The organism is Streptomyces sp. NPDC094147 (assembly GCF_044764265.1).
GTDB lineage: Bacteria > Actinomycetota > Actinomycetes > Streptomycetales > Streptomycetaceae > Streptomyces.
In genome coordinates this window covers 38,203-55,446 of the sequence record NZ_JBIWHT010000015.1, presented here as the reverse complement: position 1 = coordinate 55,446, position 17,244 = coordinate 38,203, and the positions used below count along the sequence as shown (strand labels likewise).

Here is a 17,244-nt window from a genome sequence, read left to right as displayed (position 1 = left end):
ACGGCGGAAAACCCCGTCCGAAAAGGGAGTTGCCGCGTGCCCACCATCGCTGTCACCGGCCATATGGACCTGGCGCCGGAGGCCGCCGGGCCCGTGCGCGCCGCCCTGCGTCAGCTGCTCACGGGGCTGGGCGGCGACGGCCTCGTGGGTCGCTCGTGCCTCGCCCGCGGCGCCGACACCTTTTTCGCCCAGGAAGTCCTCGCACTGGGCGGCCGGCTGTCCGCGATCATCCCGTCCCGCGACTACCGGGAGGCCGTGGTGCGCGCGGCGGACCTCGCGCGGTTCGACGCGCTGTGCGAGGCCGCCGACGACCTGGTGGTCATGCCGTACGAGCACGCGGGGCAGCCCGCCTACGAGGCCGCAAACCACCGGCTGCTCCAGGGGGCGGACCGGCTGGTGGCCGTATGGGACGGCAGTACGCCATCGGCGCGCGGCGGCACCGCGGACACGGTGGCCGCGGCGCGAGCGGCCGGAGTACGGGTCGACGTGGTGTGGCCGACGGGGGCGCTGAGGGCCGGCGCCGAGAGCTGAATCGGCCGGATCTTTCCCCCGCCTCGGCGAGACCGGCACCGCGGCGGAGATCGGCGCACTGCCGGCGAAGAGCCGCCCCTGACGCGTCAGGCGTCCGGCACGGGATGGCCGGCCTCGATGCTCCGGCCGTCGCTCAGCCGGAACGGCTCCCAGTCCGGCGACGGCGGCCCGGGAGCGGCGGCCTCCAGCGGGCTGAGCAGAAACCCGACGTGGTCGCCGCCCTCCACGAGCCGCTCGACGCGCCCGACGAACCAGGCCACCGCGTCGTCCAGCACGACCGCGCCCGCGGGGCCCTCGTGCCAGGCGACGCCGGCGAACTTGTCGACCTCGTCCCCCGTCCGCCCCCCGAAGTGCTCGGCCAGCGCGTACTGTTCACAGCCCAGCAGGTGCACCGCCAGGACGTCGGCCGCACGGGCCACGCGGTACGTCCTGTTGGCCGTGGACAGCCACATCATGAACCGCACCGGCACGATCGAGCACTGCGAGGCGAACCCGACGAGACAGCCGGCCCGCTCCCCGTCGGCCGCCGCCGTCACGACGTACATCGGGTAGTCAAGGCGGTCGATGAACGACTCCATGGCGGTCATGGTGCTCGCCCCTTCCTCCATCCGTCGGGCGGGGCCCGGTGGACGCGATTATTTTTGGCCAGGGCGGCAGTCTCCCTTGCCGTACACCCCCGGAACCGCCGTACACCCGAAGTGAGAAAGAGGAGCGAGTCCCATGCGCATCGTGATCAGTGAGTTCATGAGCCTGGACGGCGTAGTGCAGGCACCGGGCGGTGCCGACGAGGACACCGACGGCGGTTTCGCGCACGGCGGCTGGTCGCACCGGTTCTTCGACCCGGAGATCGTGGGCGGCGCGTTCGCCGAGGCGACGGCCAAGGCCGAGGCGCTGCTGTTCGGGCGCCGTACGTGGCAGACCATGGCCGCCGCGTGGCCCGGTCGGGCCGGGGACCCCTTCGCCGACCGGATGAACGCGATCCCGAAGTACGTCGTGACGCAGACGCTGGGCGACGACGAGCTCACGTGGCACAACACCACGCGCATCCCCGGCGACGACGCCGTCGCCCGCATCAGCGACCTGCGCGCGATGGAGGGCGGCGACCTGCTGGTCATGGGCAGCCCCACGCTCGTACGCACCCTCCTGAGCGAGGGCCTGGTCGACGAGCTCCGGCTCATTCACATGCCGGTCCTCCTCGGCGGCGGCAAGTCGATCTTCCCGGAGGACGGCGGGCTGCGCGCCCTCGAACTGGTCTCCACCGTCACCAGCGAAAAGACGGGCGCGCAGGTGTGTACGTACCGCCCGGCGGCCAAGGGGTAGTCCCCGGAGGGGCCGGAGCACACCTCCGCCATACGAGCACCTTCGTCCGCCGAGCAGCCGGCAATGCCGGAGCCACCGGAGCCGAACCCGGCGCGGAAAACTGGCGAAATTACAGAGTGTCACGCACGTGAGTTTCGCTGATCGTTGGGGCATGACGTCTAGCAGGGGCTTTGCGTATCGGCTTCTCTTCACGATCCCCTGAAGTTACGGAGAGTGAGATATCGCGTGCGGGGCGCGATATCCGGGCACCTGGCGCACAGGGAGACGGGCAGGCGCGACGTGGGCGCAGACGAACTGGCCTTCCGGCTACGGACTCGCTCCGTGGACGGCATCATCATCATCGAACTGCACGGCGAGCTGGACATGTTGGCCCATCAGGAACTCGGCCCGCGCGTTCACGCACTGACCCGGCTGGCCACCCGGGGGGTCGTCGTGGATCTGCGTGCGGTGACCTTCTTGGACGCCGGCGGCATCCGGCTACTTTTGACGGTACGTCAGGAAATGGTCCGCCGAGGAGGTGAACTGCGCCTGATACGCGGCATTCCCCAGATATCGAAGGTTCTGCGGATCGTCCGCCTGGACGAAGTGTTCACCATACTCGACGACCTCCCTCCAACCCTGGCGGACGGCACGCCCGCCCAAGAGCCTCCACCCAGCACACCCGTTCCGCTGCACTGAGGCTCGCTGCGGCCGATTACCGACGGCGGGCCCGGCTTCGATGCCGAGCCGCCTTGTACGACTGACGACGTTGCGTAAGGGACCGTCCCCGTCGCGGCGCGGGCAGAGGCGGGACTAGGCTTGTACGTGCACAGTCACAGCCCCGGTGGCGCGAGGATCGCTCCCAGGAGGCGCACGGTGTTCAGAGATGCCGCAACCGCGGACGAGGCCCGCACGGTCGTCGTCACCGGAAGCCTGGGCCTCACCACCGTGCCCGACGTGCGCAAGCGCCTGCTGCGCGCATGCGACGGTCCCGGAATCCGCCTGCTCCTCGATCTGTCGGGCGTCACCTCCTGCGACACCCTGGGCCTCGGGCTGCTCGTCGCCATCGCACGCAGAGCCCGCTCCCTGGACAGCAGCCTGCGCCTCGTGTCCCCGAGCCCCGCCGTGGCCGACGCGCTGAGCGCCAGCGGCCTCGTCCGGCTGTTCCGCGTCCTCCCCGACATCGAGGAGCCGGCAGGAACCCCGGCCGCCGACACACCCGAGCCACACCTGCCGGAAGCGGCTTAGGGGGTGTATCGCCGTCAAGCGCTTGACCTCCATGTCCACCACCTTCCAGGCGGTGAGGACGGAGAGAGCCACCTCGACGGCGTCCGCATCCCACATGCGGGCCTCCGCCGAGCCGTATCAGAGCCTCGTCAAGGACTGCGCGCCGCTCTTGAGCCGCCCCGCGCAAGGCAGTTGTATAGGGCCCGTGAACAGCAGTCTGCGCCATGACGACCGGCCGCCGAATACGGCGCCCCCGGTAGTGCGCGCTGTTCTCGTGCCGGCTCTCTGAGCCAGGCCTCCCTACGCCGTACGCCGCCGTCGCGCCCACGCCCGGCGGCGTACGCGCGCTTCCTTCCCGCACGCCCGCCGCCCCGAATCCGGGCGGTTCCGGCGTACCCACACCCAGGAATTCCTCATGACTTCTGCGTCCCTGTCCGGCCGTACCGTGCTGGTCACCGGGTCCACTTCCGGCATCGGATACGAGACGGCACGCCTGCTCGCCGAGCGCGGCGCCACCGTCCTCGTCCACGGCCGCACCACCGACGAGGCCCAGGCCGCCGCCGACCGCCTCATCGCCACGGCCGGTGTCGAGGCCGGTCAACTCTGCGCGTACGCCGCCGACTTCAGCCGCCTCGAAGAGGTCGAGACGCTCGCCCGACGGGTCGCCGAAGTCCACCCACACCTGGACGTCCTCGTCAACAACGCGGGCATGGCCGCCCCCGAGCGGCACACCATCACCGCCGACGGCAACGAGATCGCCTTCCAGGTCAACTTCCTCGCCCACTACCTGCTGACCTGTCTCCTGGAGCCCGCGCTCACCAGCGACCCCGGCGGCCGCGTCGTCAACGTGTCCTCCTCGCTGCACCGCACCGGCAACATCCAGTGGAGCGACCCCAACCGCTCCCGCCGCTACTCCCGGCTCGCCGCCTACGCACAGTCCCAGCTGGCGCTGACCGTCTTCGCCGCCGACCCGCGCGTGACCGCCGTCTCCGTCCACCCCGGCATCTGCGACACCGCCCTGCTGCCGCTGTACGCACACGAGGGCACCAGCGCCGCCGAGGGCGCCGCCCACGTCGCGCGCCTCTGCGACCCGGCCACCGAGATCATCAACGGCGCCTACTACGACCGCGACGAGCGCGTCGACCCGGCACCCGCCGCCACCGAGAACCGCTCGGTCCAGCGCCTCAACAAGCTCGCGTCGCTGCTCGTCGGCCACAGCGCCTGAAGAACACCCGCTCGAACACCCACTGAAGGAGCCACCCATGTCCAAGCGCGCCCGCAAGAAGAGGGACCGCCGCAAGAAGAAGGCGAACCACGGCAGCAAGGCCAACAGCTAGCAGCCGATGCGCCAGGGGCGGACTGAACCCGGGAGACCCAACGCCGGGTTCAGTCCCCCCACTCCGTACCCCACGACCGAAACAGGTGACCCGACGTGCTCATCGAACTCCCTTCGCACCAACTCCCGGCCCACCTGCGCCGGTTCCCCCGCGGGACCGCCGGGCCGACCGCGCTGGCCGAGCACGTCCTCGCCACCCGGGTCGGCCGCCTCTGGGCGGACCACCCCGACCACCCGCGTGCGGTCGCCGTCGCCTGCGCCGGCCACGTCCTGCTCAGCGGCGACCCGGGCGCCCTCGACCCGGCCTCGCTGGCCCCGCTCGCCGACCGCTATGTGCTGACCCCGGACCGCTTCCTGCCGGCGCTCGGCTCGGCCTTCGACCGGGTCGTGCCCTGGGAGCGGATGGTGTACGTACGCCGCGAGAAGCCGACCTCCCGGCCGCAGCCGCCGCGCGGTGTGACCGTGCGCCGCCTCGTCGCCACCGACGCCCTCGCACTCGCCTCGCTGGACGCCAACTCAGCTTGGATTCACGCCAGTTGGGGTGGCGCCGCCGGGCTCGCCGGGTCCGGGCACGCCTGGGGCGCCTTCCACAAGGACCGCCTGCTCGCCGTCGCCTGCACCTATTTCCTCGGCAGCCGCTACGAGGACATCGCCGTCGTCACCCTCCCTGAACACCGCCGCGAGCAGCTCGCCCTCAGCTGTGTCCTGGCGCTCTGCGCGGATGTCGAGGCCCGCGGGAACACGCCCAGCTGGACCTGCTCCCGCCACCACCGCGCCAGCCGCCTCCTCGCCTGGACCGCCGGGTTCCGCCTGCAACGGGAGTACGTCCACTACGCGACCGGCGACGTCGCCGCGAAACGGCACGCGCTTACCCGCGCCGGGGTCTGAGCGGACTTGCCGAAGTCCGGTGCGGTGTCACGCCTCACAAGGGGCGTGGGGAACCGCACGACTCCTGGTCACGGGGCCGTCAGGGCGGCGTAGGGACCGTGTCAATATCGGCCGCCCCCGCATCAGCGCCGCGTCAATGAGCGGCCGCGGGCGCGTGCGTGCCCCTACCGTCCCCAACCATGGGACGACGGACCATCCGCAGCGCCGCGAGACGTCCTTCGACCGCGGCCGAAGGTGTCGTGCACGACACCACCTGGGCCGGTGAGGCCCGTTCGGCGGTCGGCTGCGCCCTGTTGCTGCTCGGGCTGCTGCTCGCCGTCGACACCGGCGCCGCCACCCTCACCAATGGGCGGGCCGCGGTGTGGGCCGCTCTCGCCCTGCTCCTGTTCGCCGTGCTGTGGCCGGTCCAGGTGTCGGTGAGCCGGGGCCGTCTCGTCACCCGTGGGCTGCTGGGCCGGACCGAGGTCCGCACCGACCGGCTGGTGTCGGTCCGCACCTCCGCGGGGGTGGCTCAACGCCTGGTGCTGCGCGACGCCGACGGCAACCGGGCCGAGATCGATCCGAGGGTGCTCATCGCCAACCCCGCGATGTGGCACGTCCTCGACACGGACGCCCGCACCAGCGCGGACCGCGGCACGCTCCGCTGCGGCGAGCCGGCACTGCGGCGGATCGCGGCCCGCCTCGACAAGGAAACGGCCCGCACCGTGTTCAAGCTCTCCGGTCTCAAATAGCCCACTTCATCACGAATTTGCGCCAAGATCCCGCGAACCTTGACGGCTCCTTAACGGTCACTCCCCCTCAGCTGTTCATACGCTCGCGCCGTGTTCAACGTGACTGGCGTCCTCAAGCGCCTGGTGATCGGCCGTGCCATGCGCAGCGAGGAGCTGGGCGAGACCCTGCTGCCCAAGCGGCTGGCCCTGCCGATCTTCGCCTCCGACCCGCTGTCCTCCGTGGCGTACGCGACGCAGGAGATCCTGCTCGTACTGACCCTGGGCGGCCTGGCCTACCTCCACTTCACGCCATGGATCGCGGCCGGGGTCGTCGCGCTGATGGCGGTGGTGGTGCTCTCCTACCGCCAGGTCGTCCACGCCTATCCGAGCGGCGGCGGGTCGTACGAAGTGGTGTCCACCAACCTGGGCCCGTCGGCCGGTCTGGTGGTGGCCGCGTCCCTGCTCGTCGACTACGTGATGACGGTGGCCGTGTCGGTCGCCTCCGGTGTCGACAACATCATCTCGGCGATACCCTCCCTGGCCGGGCACCGAGTGCTGCTCGCCCTCGGCTTCGTGGCGATCCTGACCGCGATGAACCTGCGTGGCGTACGCGAGTCCGGCCGCGCCTTCGCCGCGCCCACCTACCTCTTCATCGGCGGCGTCGTCATCATGGTCGCCACGGGCCTCCTCCGTTACGTCCTCGGTGACGCGCCGGTCGCCGAGTCGGCGGCGTACGGGATCAGCCCCGACAAGTCCGCCTCGCACCTCACCGGTCTCGCCCTGCTGATGCTGGTGCTGCGCGCCTTCTCCAGCGGATGTACGGCGCTGACCGGCGTGGAGGCGATCTCCAACGGCGTGCCGGCCTTCCGCAAACCGAAGTCGAAGAACGCGGCGGGCACCATGGCGGCGATGGGCATCATCGCGGTCGTCATGTTCGTCGGCGTGACGGCGCTCGCGCTGATCGCGAAGGTCCATATCACCGAGAACTCCTGCCAGTTGACGGGCATCGGCGGCGGCTGCGACAGCTTCACGCAGAAGACCGTCATCGCCCAGCTGGCCTCGGCGGTGTTCGGCGGCGACCACAGCATCGGCTTCTTCGTCATCCAGGCGGCCACCGCGCTGGTCCTGATCCTGGCCGCGAACACCGCCTTCAACGGCTTCCCGCTGCTCTCCTCGATCCTGGCCCAGCACCGCTACCTGCCCCGCCAGCTGCACAACCGGGGCGACCGGCTCGCCTTCTCCAACGGCATCCTGGCCCTCGCGGTCGTCGCGGGCGCGCTGCTGTGGACGTACAACGCGGACGTCACGAGCCTCATCCACCTCTACATCCTCGGTGTGTTCACCTCCTTCACGCTCTCCCAGCTCGGCATGGTCCGGCACTGGAACCGCGCCCTGCGCACCGAAGGCGATGCGGCCGCCCGCCGCCGCCACCAGTCGGCCCGGATCATCAACTCCCTCGGCGCGTGCGTCACCGCGCTGGTCCTGGTCATCGTGCTGATCACCAAGTTCACCCAGGGCGCCTGGCTGGCGGTGCTCGCCGCGATCGTGCTGTGGCTGATGATGCGCGGCATCCGCCGCCACTACGACCGCACGGCCACGGAGCTGGCCGTCGAGGACCCGCGCGAGGAACTCGTGCCGCCGTCAAGGGTGTTGGGGGTGGTCCTGGTCTCCACGATCCACAAGCCGACCCTGCGCGCCCTCGCCTACGCCCGCGCGTTCAAGCCGCACCGCCTGGAGGCGCTGACCGTCGCCGTAGACAAGGACGAGACGGCGGACCTGCAACAGCGCTGGCAGAACCTCGACGTGGACGTACCGCTGAAGGTGCTGGCCTCGCCCTACCGCGAGATCACCCGGCCGGTCGTCGAATACGTCCGCACGATGCGCCGGGAGAGTCCCCGGGACGTGGTCGCCGTCTTCATCCCCGAGTACGTCGTGGGGCACTGGTGGGAGAACCTGCTGCACAACCAGTCCGCCCTGTGGCTCAAGAGCCGGCTGCTCTTCACCCCGGGTGTCATGGTCACCAGCGTCCCCTGGCAGCTCACCTCCGCCGCCCGCGCCGACCGTCCGGCCGCCCGTGCGCCCGGCTCGGTCCGCCGCGGCGAACCGACCGTGCCGCGACGGGAGGACGCCGCACCGCGACCGTGACGAACCCGCCGACCGCCGTCACCGGGAGGGCGACGGGGAGGCCGGAGACGTGGTCGGCGAGGAGGTCGGCCGTGGCTCCACGGCCGGTATGTTGAACACGTGCCCGGGGGTCACGATGCGGGTGATCGCCTGGCCGAAGAGAGTGCTGGGCTCCGTGTTGTTGTGCAGGATGTCCGTGTTGAGGACCACGGTCAGCGTGGCCTTCGCTTCGGGGAGGTACATGGTCAGGCACTCGTACCCGGGCAGTGAGCCGTTGTGGCCGATCCAGCCCTGGATGTTGAAGACGCCCAGACCGTAGCCCGCGCCCGGAATCCCCGTCGGGAGGGTCTTGAGCCGCTCGGCCTGCGTCTTGGGGGACAGCAGGGTGCCGGTGGCGAGAGTGCTGGCCCAACTGCGCAGGTCCGACAGGTCGGAGATCATCGCTCCGGCCGCCCAGCCCCAGGAGGGGTTCCAGTCCGTGGCGTCCTCGACCTTTCCGGAGAGGGTCTGGTCGGTGTAGCCGTGGGCGTGCGGGCTGGGGAATTCGTTCCCGGTCGGGAAGAGGGTGTGGGGCAGCCCGGCGGGTTTCACGACCTTCTGCGCGATGAAGTCGTTCAGCGGCATGCCGCCTGCCTTCTCCACGACCAGGCCGAGCAGGATCAGGTTGGTGTTGCAGTAGACGAACCGCTCACCGGGCTGGAACTGCACCGGGTGCTTGAAGGCGAAGGCCAGCAACTGCTGTGGCGTGAACGGCTTTTTCGGGTCGGTGAGCAATGCCTTGACGAAGCCCGGGTCAGCGGAGTAGTTGAACAGCCCGCTGCGCATGTCCGCCAGGTCGCGCAGGGTGATCTTGTCTCCGTTGGGGACTCCCGTGACGTACTTCGAGATCGGATCGTCCAGCCCCACCTTGCCCTGGTCGACCAGTTCGAGCAGGGCGGTCACGGTGAAGGTCTTGGTCACGCTGCCGATCCGGGTGTTCAGATCGGGCGCCATGGCGGCGCCGGACGCCTTGTCGGCGACACCGAAGGACCGGAGGTAGCTCCCCTTGCCGGGCGCCGACAGACTGACCGTCACGCCGGGCACGTTCGCCTCGCGCATGACCTGCCGGACGGCGGCGTCCAGGCGCGCGGCGACCGCCGGACTGAGCTCGGGGAAGCCGGTGTTGCTGGAGCTCGACGCGGAGGGGGACGGCCCCGGGGGCGGTGTGGCACCGTACGCGGTTCCCACGGTCGCCGGTACGGCCAGCACCGCGGCCGCCGTCAGCCCCACGCACGCCCTGCGCCAATGGATCCGTGAATACCTCATGGGCAGGCCTCCTGCCGGACGAGGACACCCGGACGACGACGTCCGGGCAGGACATCAATCCTGTTCCACGCTAGGCCCGCCGGGTCACCCTCGCATGGCGGCGCCCGGGTTGCGGATCCCGCGAGAGCGTGCTGCCGTCCCTTGCGGCGCGTGGGCGCCTTCGCCCGAGGCGGCCGTCACGCCCGCCTCGTCTTCCGGACGGACGGGCCTGATGCCGCGTCGGGGAACCGGCGAGGCGTCTGGTCCGCCACGAGGAGTTGGTGGAGGCGGGTGAGGGCGGCGGTGAGGGTGGCCCGTTCGTCCTCGCCCGCTCCGGCGAGGGCCGCGGTCAAGGTCTTGTCGGCGCGTGAGGCGCGGCGCTTCGTACCGGCCGCGCGGACGTCCTCGGTGAGGTCGACGAGGGTCTTGCGGCCGTCGCCGGGGTCGGCCGAGGTGGTCGCCCAGCCGCGTTCGGTGAAGGACCGGACGCTGGTGGAGACGCGGCTCTGGGCCAGGCCGGTGCGCTGGGCGATGTCCTTGATGGGGCTGCGGCCGTTGAGGAAGAGGTCCTGAAGGACGAGGAACTCGCCGGGGGCCAGGCCGAGTTCATCGGCACCCATGTCCTCCAGTGCGATCTCGGCGAGCCGACGGCCGAGCTGGTACAGGTCACTCATCTCCATCCCTCCAAGATACATCTCTGTCTATACATCCTGACTGATTCATCTTGACAGATGCATTTTCAGGGATGCATCTTTGGAGATGTAGATGAGCGGTCACTCTTCCTGGAGGACACCATGAGCGTCAGCGACTACCTGCTCTACACCGGCCTTTTCGTCGCGATCCTCGCCACCCAGCTCGGCACCCGCCGTCCGGACGCCAAGCGGCTGCTGCTGCCCGTCGCGATCGTCGCGGGCGTCGGCTTCAAGTACCTGCACACCATGCCCTCCGGGAGCACCGCCCGGCTGATCGAGGCGGGCGGGCTCGCGGCGGGGCTGGCGTTCGGGCTCGCCTCGATCGCGCTGATCCAGGTCCGCCGGGACCCGGCCGACTCGCGAGTGGTCACCGTGGCCGGCTGGCCGTACGCCGCGCTCTGGACGCTCGCCATGGTGCTGCGCCTCGGCTTCGCGTACGGCTCCACCCACTGGTTCACCCACGCGCTGGCCGCGTTCTCGATCCGGCATCACGTCCCTGCGGCCACCTACGGCACCGCGTTCGTCCTCATGGTGCTCGCCATGATCACAGTGCGGACCGTGGGCGTCCTGGTCCGCGCCCGCGCCCAGGGCGCCACCGTGAACCTCGGCTCACTGCGCATCGCCCGCCGCCTCGCCCGCTGAAGACTCCCCGCCGCGCACCACTGCCGCCAGGGCCCCGCTTCGGCGAGCGAGGGTTCACATCCCCTTCCGCGGGGGAGTTCCGTACTCTCTCCACTGCTTTGGACAGGAGTCCTCATGCGTTCCGCATTCTCTTCGCGCGTCGCTGTCGTCGCGGCCGCCTGCCTCCTCTCCGTGGGGGCGGCCTCGGCCACCGCCTGCCCGAACCGGGTGCCGCTGCCGCCGCACAACCCGTACGCGGGTCCGGACGGCACCGCGACGATGCACGCCGACACCGGTTCCTCGGACGCCACCCGCCTGTCCGGCCCCGGCACCGGCCCGCTCACCTCGCACCTGGCCGCGCTCGCCGCGGCCTGCCCGACCGTGCTCGACGGCTCCGACGGCCATCCCGTCGCCCTGTGCACGACGCACGCCGGGCAGATCCCCACGGTGCATCTCCTGGACCCGCACACCGGTGACTCGCTTGCCCAACTCCCGCTAGCCAAGGGCTCGTTGCTCGGTGGCGTCTACGCGTATCTCGACAACCGGGACCGCCTGGTGGTCGTCGACGGCAACCGCGACCTGCTGCGCATCGCCCACCGCAGGAACGAGGACGGCACCTGGCGGCTGTACGTGGATCACTCGCTCTCGCTGGCCGGAGCGGTGCCGGCGGGCGACGCGGTGGTGGGCCTGTCCCCGGACTGGCGCGGGCGGGTGTGGTTCGCCACCGCAGGCGGCGTCGTCGGCACCGCCGACGACCGAACCGGGGCCGTGAAGACCCTCGCCCTGCCCGCCGGTGAGCACATCGCCAACAGCATATCCACCGCCCCCGAGGGCACCCTGGTCTCGACCACGTACGCGACGTATCTGCTCACCGCCCCGGCCGACGCCACTCCCCGCATCCGCTGGCGGCAGGGCTACGACCGGGGTCCGGGCCGCAAACCCGGGCAGCTGAGCTGGGGCACCGGCTCCACACCGACCTTCTTCGGACCGCGCACCGGCACCGACTACGTCACCCTCGTCGACAACGCCGCCCCCACCGTGAACCTCCTCGTCTATCGCACCCGCGACGGCCAACAGGTGTGCAGGGTACCGGTGTTGAAGGCAGGAGGCAGCGGTAGCGAGAACTCCCCCATCGGTGCGGGCCGTTCGGTGTTCGTGGCCAGTACGTACGGCTACCCCTACCCCGCGCTGCCACCGGACGCGGGCCCCAGCGTGCCCCCGTCGGCGCCCTTCACCGGCGGCATGAGCCGAGTTGACGTCCGCCGCGACGGGACGGGCTGCGACCTGAAGTGGGACAGCACGGTCCGCTCCGCCGCCGTGCCCCGCCTCTCCCTGGGCGACCACCGGATCCACACCGTGCTGCGCGAGCCGGCGACACCGGGGTCCGGCACGCCATCGCCGCGGGACTCCTTCTCGTACGCCCAGATCGACCCCGACACCGGCAAGGTCACCCGCACCCTGCCCCTGGGAGCGGGCGCGCCTTACGACACCCTTCAGCAGGTCGGCACCATCGCGCCCGGAGGTGTCGTCTACGAAGGCACCATCGCCGGCATCCTGCGCATCGCACCACGCTGACGTGCCGCGGCGGCGCGCACGGCGATGACCGGCGCATCGCACCGCTGCGGCCGATGGCGAGCCCGTGAGGCCATTCCGTCAGCCGAGGGGGTGGGGCGACAGGACGCTGAACCACAGCATGGCGATGGTGGCGACGCCCATCAGCGGGGTGAGTATCTCCGTCTCCATCTTGTTGCCGCTGCTCTTGATCAGCACAATCTCGTAGCGGGTCTTCAGCGGCCACAGCCACGGGGCACCGCGCTTGGTGATGGAGTCACCCAGGAGGTGCGCCACACAGCCCAGGCCGATCGCGTAGGGCAGCCAGCCCGGCGCGGACGGAATGAACTTGGCGATGGCGGCGGTTCCGAGACCGGCCATGGCCACGATGGTGCCCCAAGCGTGGAAACCGTGGCCGGGCGGGCAGAGATTGAGGGCCCGGACCGCCAGCGCCAGCAGAAAGAACGTCATGCCCACGGTGAACGGGCGGCCCAGGTAGGTGACCCCGGCCCAGCTGCCCAGGGTCATGAAGGCCACGAAGAACAGCGAATGCGTGGCGTGGCGGTGCCCGCCGGAAATCCAGGCCACGAAACGGCAGAGCGTTTTGGAGACCGGGCCCAGGAAGTTGGCGATGGTGCCGTCATGGTGGTCGAGATCGGGCAGCAGCGCGGCACCCGCGCAGAGCACGGTGCCCATCAAGATCTCCTGCGGCGCCAGGTGCGTGTGCATGATCAGCGGCGGCAGGTACGGCGCTGTCCCTGCGAAGAGCAGTGCACCGCTGACGGCGTGCGAGTGGCCCATCATGGCGTGTTCGTTCTCCCCCTCGGATCTGTCGCGTTCCCGGGCCTCGCGGCCCCAGCGGCATGGACACACCCGCGAGGAGGAACACCTTCGCCCCGCATGCTAGTTGCTTGATTGCGCAATGCGAAAACAGTGTCGAAGGTCAGGCCCCCAGAGGCCGTTGCAATGTGTCAGGGGGCACTCCCCCCCTTCAGATCAGCGGCGTCTCGCGGGCGGGCGGGCCGATCGCCGCGCCGAGGACCGCGTTGTTGGGGAGGAGCATCTTGCCGTCCTCCGTGTGGAGTTCGACGAACAGCAGAGTCATGTCGGTGACCTCGCCCTCGATGCGGCCGCCGAGCGGTCCCGACTGGACGCTGACCTTCTCGCCGATCGTGAAGGGGTGCGAGACCAGCAGCACCAGGCCAGCGAAGATGTTTCCGAGGACGGGCTGGGCGGCGATCCCGAGGACCACACCGGTCAGCGCACCGCCCAGCAGCAGCTTGCTCCACTCCACCCGGAGCAGGCTGAGCGCGCCTAGGATCACCAGCGCGTAGCCGGAGAGCAGGCAGATCACGCGCAGCGCGGCGGACCGGTTGTCGCTGATCCGGCCGGTCAGCAGCTTCACCAGATCGTCCGTGGCCCCGCGCACCGCGATGAGCGCGCCCACCAGGAAGATCCCGGCGCTGATGCCGGCGATCACCCGGGAGGTCATCGACTGATGGCTGTCCGGGTTGCCCAGCAGTCCGCCGAAGTTGAGCGAGACGACGAGGCCGCCGACGGCGAGCGACGTGGTGATGACGGCCCGCCGGGTACGGATCACCCCTCGCCAGTGCAGACCGTGCCCGACGGCCGTGCTGCCTGCGGGTTTGCTGTCGTGATCCACCGATGAGCTCCCTGTGGTGTGCATGTCGCGGAGCAGAGTACCCGCGCCGGGGCGGCGGTGCCGAGGGGACCCGAACGAGCCGTTCCGCGTCAAAGGTTCACCAAGCAGTTGCGTGATCGTGCAACAAAGAGGCTATGCTTCTGGAGGTTTGAAGAGGGCACCTCGTTCGGTGAGGCGTCTGCACGGACACAGGCCACTGACCCCACGACGTCGAGAGACGCCCAGGGTCAGGCCAGGTCTCCCCGGCCTAAGGGGTGACCCCAAGTGGCTTCCCCGGCAAGGGGATTACGCCGTGCAGTGCCAAAGCTCTGACGAGTTGGGGTGAACCGGGTCACGCCCGGTCCGCTCCTTGCCGCGTCGTCCAGCGCCCACGTGCGCTCCGGCCGGAAGGAGGCGAGAGACATGGATTGCAGTTGCAGTAGTCCGGGCCACAGTTGCCCCTCATTCCGTATGCCCTCGCTCTTCCGTGGCGCACGGTAACCACCTTTCCCGCAAGCGCAGCAGCGACACCGCCCATGCCCGGCGCGGCCCCCTGGCCGCCCCGGGGCGATGAGCCGCGCTCGCGGGCAGGATTGCTGCCGTGCGTCCCCCAACACCTCCCCCTGCCAGGGGAGTTGGGAGACCCACCATGACCACCGCACCCGTCAGGCCCACCGTTCCGGCACCCCGCGCGGCAGTTCTCGACGACGCCCACGTCGGCGACATCCGCGGCGCGCTCGGCACCATCAAACTGGACGACCAGGCCGAGCGCCGGGGCCTGTCCGCCAAGCTCAAGACGCTGCTCGCGATAGTCGGCCCGGGTTTGATCGTGATGGTCGGCGACAACGACGCCGGCGCGTTCGCCACGTACGGCCAGGCCGGACAGAACTACGGCACCAGCCTGCTGTGGACCCTGCTCCTGCTGGTCCCGGTGCTGTATGTGAATCAGGAGATGGTGCTGCGGCTCGGCGCGGTCACCGGCGTCGGCCACGCCCGCCTCATCCTGGAGCGGTTCGGGAAGTTCTGGGGCGCCTTCTCCGTGATCGACCTGTTCCTGCTCAACGCCCTCACCCTGGTGACCGAGTTCATCGGCATCACGCTCGCGGCCGGCTATCTGGGGCTGCCCAAGGTGGCGTCGGTGATCCTGGCCGCAGCGGTGATCATCGCCTCCGCGTTCACCGGGTCGTTCCGCCGCTTCGAGCGGATCGCGATCTTCCTTTGCGCCGGTTCGCTGCTGCTGATTCCGCTGTACTTCATCATCCACCCGGCGTCCTCGCAGATGGCGCACGACTTCGTCGTACCGTCCATGCCGGGCGGCTCCGGCGAGCTGGCCACCGTCATGCTGCTGATCATCGGGATCGTCGGCACCACCGTCGCCCCGTGGCAGCTGTTCTTCCAGCAGTCCTACGTCATCGACAAGCGCATCACCCCGCGCTTCATGAAGTACGAGAAGGCCGACCTCGTGATCGGCATCGCCATCGTCGTCATCGGCGGCGCCGCCCTGATGGGCATGACCGCCGCGGCCTTCGCCGGCACCAAGGACTTCGGCAACTTCGACGACGCCGCGGGCCTGGCCACCGGCCTTGAGGCACACGCCGGGAAGATCGCCGGAGTCCTCTTCGCCGTCGCCCTGCTGGATGCCTCGATCATCGGCGCGTTCGCCGTCTCGCTCTCCACCGCCTACGCCATCGGCGACGTACTTGGCATGAAGCACTCGCTGCACCGCGGGGTCAAGGGCGCCAAGGGCTTCTACGCCATCTACGCGGGCCTGGTGGCCGTGGCCGCGACCATCGTGCTGATCCCCGGCTCCCCGCTCGGCCTGCTCACCCAGGGCGTCCAGACGCTCGCCGGAGTGCTGCTGCCCTCCGCCTCCGTCTTCCTGCTGCTGCTCTGCAACGACAAGCAGGTCCTGGGCCCCTGGGTCAACGGCCCCAAGACCAACGCCTTCACCGCCGCGGTCGTCGGCGTCCTGGTCACTCTCTCCATCATCCTCACCGCCTCCGTCCTCTTCCCCGACATCACCGCGAACGCGATCCTCGACATCATGGCCGGCTGCGGCGTCGCCGGAGTGCTCGCCGCCGGATACTCCTTCACCCGGCGGCGCACCGGCACCAAGGAAGACCCCATCGACCGCACCGGCCGCGACACCTGGCGGATGCCGCCCCTGGAGACCTTGAGCCGCCCGGTCATGGCCACCGGCCGCAAGATCGGCATGGGAGCCCTGCGCACCTACCTGCTGATCGCGATGATCCTGGTCGTCATCAAGATCGTCCAGGTCGCACTCGGCCAGTGAACACCCGGCCGCCCGGCGTGAGTTGACCCCGCCCCGGGCGGCGTGCCCGGAACCTCGTCACACCCACTGAACGGAGGTCCGTTCGCCATGCTCGCCGCACTCGACCACGTCCAACTGGCTGCCCCGGCCGGCTCCGAGGACGTTCTGCGCAGCTTCTACATCACCGCCCTGCAGATGACGGAGATTCCCCAGCCATCCGGGCTCGCCCGCCGGGGCGGCTGTTGGTTCGCCGCCGACGGCGGCCAGGTGCAGATCCATGTGGGCATCGAGGACGGGTTCCACCCGCCCCGCAAGGCTCACCCCGCCGTGCGCGTCACCGACCTCGACGAGCTCGCCACCCGGCTGGAACAGCACGGTGCCCCGGTCGTCTGGAACGTCAGCCTGCCGAGCTACCGCCGTTTCTACACCCAGGATCCGGTCGGCAACCGACTGGAATTCCTCCAGCCGACCACCTGATCAGGACTCCCCGTCGACCTGTACGTGAGTCTCCTGTGCCCGCGCGACGAGCAGGGCGCCCTCCAGCAGGTGCCGGGCGTCCGCGGGACCGGTCCGGTAGTAGATCCGGGTACCCTCGCGGCGGGGGCTCACCAGGCCCACCGCCCGCAGCCTGGCCAGGTGCTGGGAGGTCGCGGCGACATGGGTGCCGAGCAGTTCGGCAAGGGTGCTCACCGGAAGCTCCTGCCGGCTGAGCGCCCACAGCAGCCGGTACCGCGTCGGGTCGGCCACCGCCTTGAGCACCGCGACGGCCTGGCCCACGGCGACGGAGTCCGGCGAGGTCACTTGCATATCCACGCAAATAGAATAGCCGCAGCGACCTGCGGGGTGGCGCGCCGACCGGGAATCCGGGCAGGAGCCCCCGGGGGCAGGGCCTGAGGGCGGCCCCCGTTGCCCCTTGTTGCGTATCTGTGCAAGTATTGTGGTGCAGCGGTCGACGGGCGTGAATCCAGGCCCTCGGCCACCCGTACCGCGGCATCAGCCGCACCACTGCGCGGCAGGACGCCGCGCGCCGACAGGAAGGGGGCGACACCATGGACAGCAACAGTCCC

The 17,244-nt window shown here is 70.2% G+C and carries 19 protein-coding genes and 1 riboswitch; of the genes, 13 read left to right on the top strand and 6 right to left on the bottom strand.

Annotation, left to right across the window (positions count from 1 at the left end):
• Positions 1 to 36 precede the first annotated feature (36 nt).
• On the top strand, positions 37 to 531 hold the full coding sequence (locus ACIQ8J_RS22125; protein WP_403273920.1) for a hypothetical protein: 495 nt from the start codon (positions 37 to 39) through the stop codon (positions 529 to 531).
• Between the two features lie 86 nt (positions 532 to 617).
• On the opposite strand, the gene ACIQ8J_RS22120 is transcribed toward ACIQ8J_RS22125, so the two are convergent.
• Positions 618 to 1,118 (bottom strand): flavin reductase family protein, encoded by a 501-nt coding sequence (locus tag ACIQ8J_RS22120; protein ID WP_403273919.1) that lies wholly within the window; start codon positions 1,116 to 1,118, stop codon positions 618 to 620.
• 133 nt (positions 1,119 to 1,251) lie between these two features.
• Here ACIQ8J_RS22120 and ACIQ8J_RS22115 point away from each other — a divergent pair, with 133 nt between their 5' ends.
• The 8 genes from ACIQ8J_RS22115 to ACIQ8J_RS22080 all read left to right on the top strand — a co-directional run bounded on the left by ACIQ8J_RS22115 (position 1,252) and on the right by ACIQ8J_RS22080 (position 8,136).
• Positions 1,252 to 1,851, top strand: coding sequence for a dihydrofolate reductase family protein (locus tag ACIQ8J_RS22115; protein ID WP_403273917.1), 600 nt, complete (start codon positions 1,252 to 1,254; stop codon positions 1,849 to 1,851).
• A gap of 213 nt (positions 1,852 to 2,064) precedes the next feature.
• Entirely contained in the window at positions 2,065 to 2,529 is a 465-nt protein-coding gene (locus tag ACIQ8J_RS22110; RefSeq protein ID WP_403273916.1) for an STAS domain-containing protein, read from the top strand.
• Between the two features lie 177 nt (positions 2,530 to 2,706).
• Entirely contained in the window at positions 2,707 to 3,078 is a 372-nt protein-coding gene (locus ACIQ8J_RS22105) for an STAS domain-containing protein (protein WP_403273914.1), read from the top strand.
• A 394-nt stretch (positions 3,079 to 3,472) separates the two neighbouring features.
• Positions 3,473 to 4,282, top strand: coding sequence for an SDR family NAD(P)-dependent oxidoreductase (locus ACIQ8J_RS22100; protein WP_403273913.1), 810 nt, complete (start codon positions 3,473 to 3,475; stop codon positions 4,280 to 4,282).
• 37 nt (positions 4,283 to 4,319) lie between these two features.
• Positions 4,320 to 4,394 (top strand): 50S ribosomal protein bL37, encoded by a 75-nt coding sequence (locus ACIQ8J_RS22095; protein WP_397717501.1) that lies wholly within the window; start codon positions 4,320 to 4,322, stop codon positions 4,392 to 4,394.
• Positions 4,395 to 4,489: 95 nt separating this feature from the next.
• Positions 4,490 to 5,281 carry a GNAT family N-acetyltransferase gene (locus tag ACIQ8J_RS22090; protein ID WP_403273912.1) on the top strand — a complete coding sequence of 264 codons (792 nt, stop codon included), beginning with the start codon at positions 4,490 to 4,492 and terminating at the stop codon, positions 5,279 to 5,281.
• Between the two features lie 179 nt (positions 5,282 to 5,460).
• The gene (locus ACIQ8J_RS22085; RefSeq protein ID WP_403273911.1) at positions 5,461 to 6,012 is read left to right on the top strand and encodes a hypothetical protein; all 552 of its coding nucleotides are present in this window, start codon (positions 5,461 to 5,463) and stop codon (positions 6,010 to 6,012) included.
• A gap of 138 nt (positions 6,013 to 6,150) precedes the next feature.
• Entirely contained in the window at positions 6,151 to 8,136 is a 1,986-nt protein-coding gene (locus tag ACIQ8J_RS22080) for an APC family permease (protein WP_403274062.1), read from the top strand.
• 18 nt (positions 8,137 to 8,154) lie between these two features.
• On the opposite strand, the gene ACIQ8J_RS22075 is transcribed toward ACIQ8J_RS22080, so the two are convergent.
• Positions 8,155 to 9,420 (bottom strand): serine hydrolase domain-containing protein, encoded by a 1,266-nt coding sequence (locus ACIQ8J_RS22075; RefSeq protein WP_403273910.1) that lies wholly within the window; start codon positions 9,418 to 9,420, stop codon positions 8,155 to 8,157.
• Between the two features lie 176 nt (positions 9,421 to 9,596).
• On the bottom strand, positions 9,597 to 10,079 hold the full coding sequence (locus ACIQ8J_RS22070) for a MarR family winged helix-turn-helix transcriptional regulator (RefSeq protein ID WP_403273909.1): 483 nt from the start codon (positions 10,077 to 10,079) through the stop codon (positions 9,597 to 9,599).
• 114 nt (positions 10,080 to 10,193) lie between these two features.
• Between ACIQ8J_RS22070 and ACIQ8J_RS22065 the strand changes: the two genes are divergently transcribed.
• A complete protein-coding gene (locus ACIQ8J_RS22065) occupies positions 10,194 to 10,733 on the top strand; it encodes a hypothetical protein (protein ID WP_403273908.1) in 540 nt (179 codons plus the stop codon).
• A gap of 114 nt (positions 10,734 to 10,847) precedes the next feature.
• Positions 10,848 to 12,287: a hypothetical protein gene (locus tag ACIQ8J_RS22060; RefSeq protein WP_403273907.1), complete on the top strand. Its 1,440-nt coding sequence runs from the start codon at positions 10,848 to 10,850 to the stop codon at positions 12,285 to 12,287.
• A 78-nt stretch (positions 12,288 to 12,365) separates the two neighbouring features.
• Here ACIQ8J_RS22060 and ACIQ8J_RS22055 read toward each other — a convergent pair whose 3' ends face one another.
• The gene (locus ACIQ8J_RS22055) at positions 12,366 to 13,067 is read right to left on the bottom strand and encodes a metal-dependent hydrolase (protein ID WP_403273905.1); all 702 of its coding nucleotides are present in this window, start codon (positions 13,065 to 13,067) and stop codon (positions 12,366 to 12,368) included.
• Positions 13,068 to 13,254: 187 nt separating this feature from the next.
• The gene (locus ACIQ8J_RS22050; RefSeq protein WP_403273903.1) at positions 13,255 to 13,926 is read right to left on the bottom strand and encodes a mechanosensitive ion channel domain-containing protein; all 672 of its coding nucleotides are present in this window, start codon (positions 13,924 to 13,926) and stop codon (positions 13,255 to 13,257) included.
• A 154-nt stretch (positions 13,927 to 14,080) separates the two neighbouring features.
• Positions 14,081 to 14,254, top strand: a riboswitch (M-box (ykoK) riboswitch).
• Positions 14,255 to 14,554: 300 nt separating this feature from the next.
• Between ACIQ8J_RS22050 and ACIQ8J_RS22045 the strand changes: the two genes are divergently transcribed.
• Complete coding sequence (locus ACIQ8J_RS22045) at positions 14,555 to 16,198, top strand: NRAMP family divalent metal transporter (protein ID WP_403273902.1); 1,644 nt, start codon at positions 14,555 to 14,557, stop codon at positions 16,196 to 16,198.
• A gap of 87 nt (positions 16,199 to 16,285) precedes the next feature.
• Positions 16,286 to 16,654, top strand: coding sequence for a VOC family protein (locus tag ACIQ8J_RS22040; protein ID WP_403273900.1), 369 nt, complete (start codon positions 16,286 to 16,288; stop codon positions 16,652 to 16,654).
• Here ACIQ8J_RS22040 and ACIQ8J_RS22035 read toward each other — a convergent pair whose 3' ends face one another.
• The gene (locus ACIQ8J_RS22035; protein WP_403274061.1) at positions 16,655 to 16,984 is read right to left on the bottom strand and encodes an ArsR/SmtB family transcription factor; all 330 of its coding nucleotides are present in this window, start codon (positions 16,982 to 16,984) and stop codon (positions 16,655 to 16,657) included.
• Positions 16,985 to 17,244 lie beyond the last annotated feature (260 nt).

What these genes read in the sequence shown, in the direction of transcription:
- ACIQ8J_RS22060 (WP_403273907.1), top strand. Translation starts at nt 10,848, where the DNA reads ATGCGTTCCGCATTCTCTTCGCGCGTCGCTGTCGTCGCGGCCGCCTGC.
- ACIQ8J_RS22040 (WP_403273900.1), top strand. Translation starts at nt 16,286, where the DNA reads ATGCTCGCCGCACTCGACCACGTCCAACTGGCTGCCCCGGCCGGCTCC.
- ACIQ8J_RS22045 (WP_403273902.1), top strand. Translation starts at nt 14,555, where the DNA reads ATGACCACCGCACCCGTCAGGCCCACCGTTCCGGCACCCCGCGCGGCA.
- ACIQ8J_RS22035 (WP_403274061.1), bottom strand. Translation starts at nt 16,984, where the DNA reads ATGCAAGTGACCTCGCCGGACTCCGTCGCCGTGGGCCAGGCCGTCGCG.
- ACIQ8J_RS22115 (WP_403273917.1), top strand. Translation starts at nt 1,252, where the DNA reads ATGCGCATCGTGATCAGTGAGTTCATGAGCCTGGACGGCGTAGTGCAG.
- ACIQ8J_RS22100 (WP_403273913.1), top strand. Translation starts at nt 3,473, where the DNA reads ATGACTTCTGCGTCCCTGTCCGGCCGTACCGTGCTGGTCACCGGGTCC.
- ACIQ8J_RS22055 (WP_403273905.1), bottom strand. Translation starts at nt 13,067, where the DNA reads ATGATGGGCCACTCGCACGCCGTCAGCGGTGCACTGCTCTTCGCAGGG.
- ACIQ8J_RS22065 (WP_403273908.1), top strand. Translation starts at nt 10,194, where the DNA reads ATGAGCGTCAGCGACTACCTGCTCTACACCGGCCTTTTCGTCGCGATC.
- ACIQ8J_RS22085 (WP_403273911.1), top strand. Translation starts at nt 5,461, where the DNA reads ATGGGACGACGGACCATCCGCAGCGCCGCGAGACGTCCTTCGACCGCG.
- ACIQ8J_RS22070 (WP_403273909.1), bottom strand. Translation starts at nt 10,079, where the DNA reads ATGGAGATGAGTGACCTGTACCAGCTCGGCCGTCGGCTCGCCGAGATC.
- ACIQ8J_RS22120 (WP_403273919.1), bottom strand. Translation starts at nt 1,118, where the DNA reads ATGACCGCCATGGAGTCGTTCATCGACCGCCTTGACTACCCGATGTAC.
- ACIQ8J_RS22075 (WP_403273910.1), bottom strand. Translation starts at nt 9,420, where the DNA reads ATGAGGTATTCACGGATCCATTGGCGCAGGGCGTGCGTGGGGCTGACG.
- ACIQ8J_RS22080 (WP_403274062.1), top strand. Translation starts at nt 6,151, where the DNA reads ATGCGCAGCGAGGAGCTGGGCGAGACCCTGCTGCCCAAGCGGCTGGCC.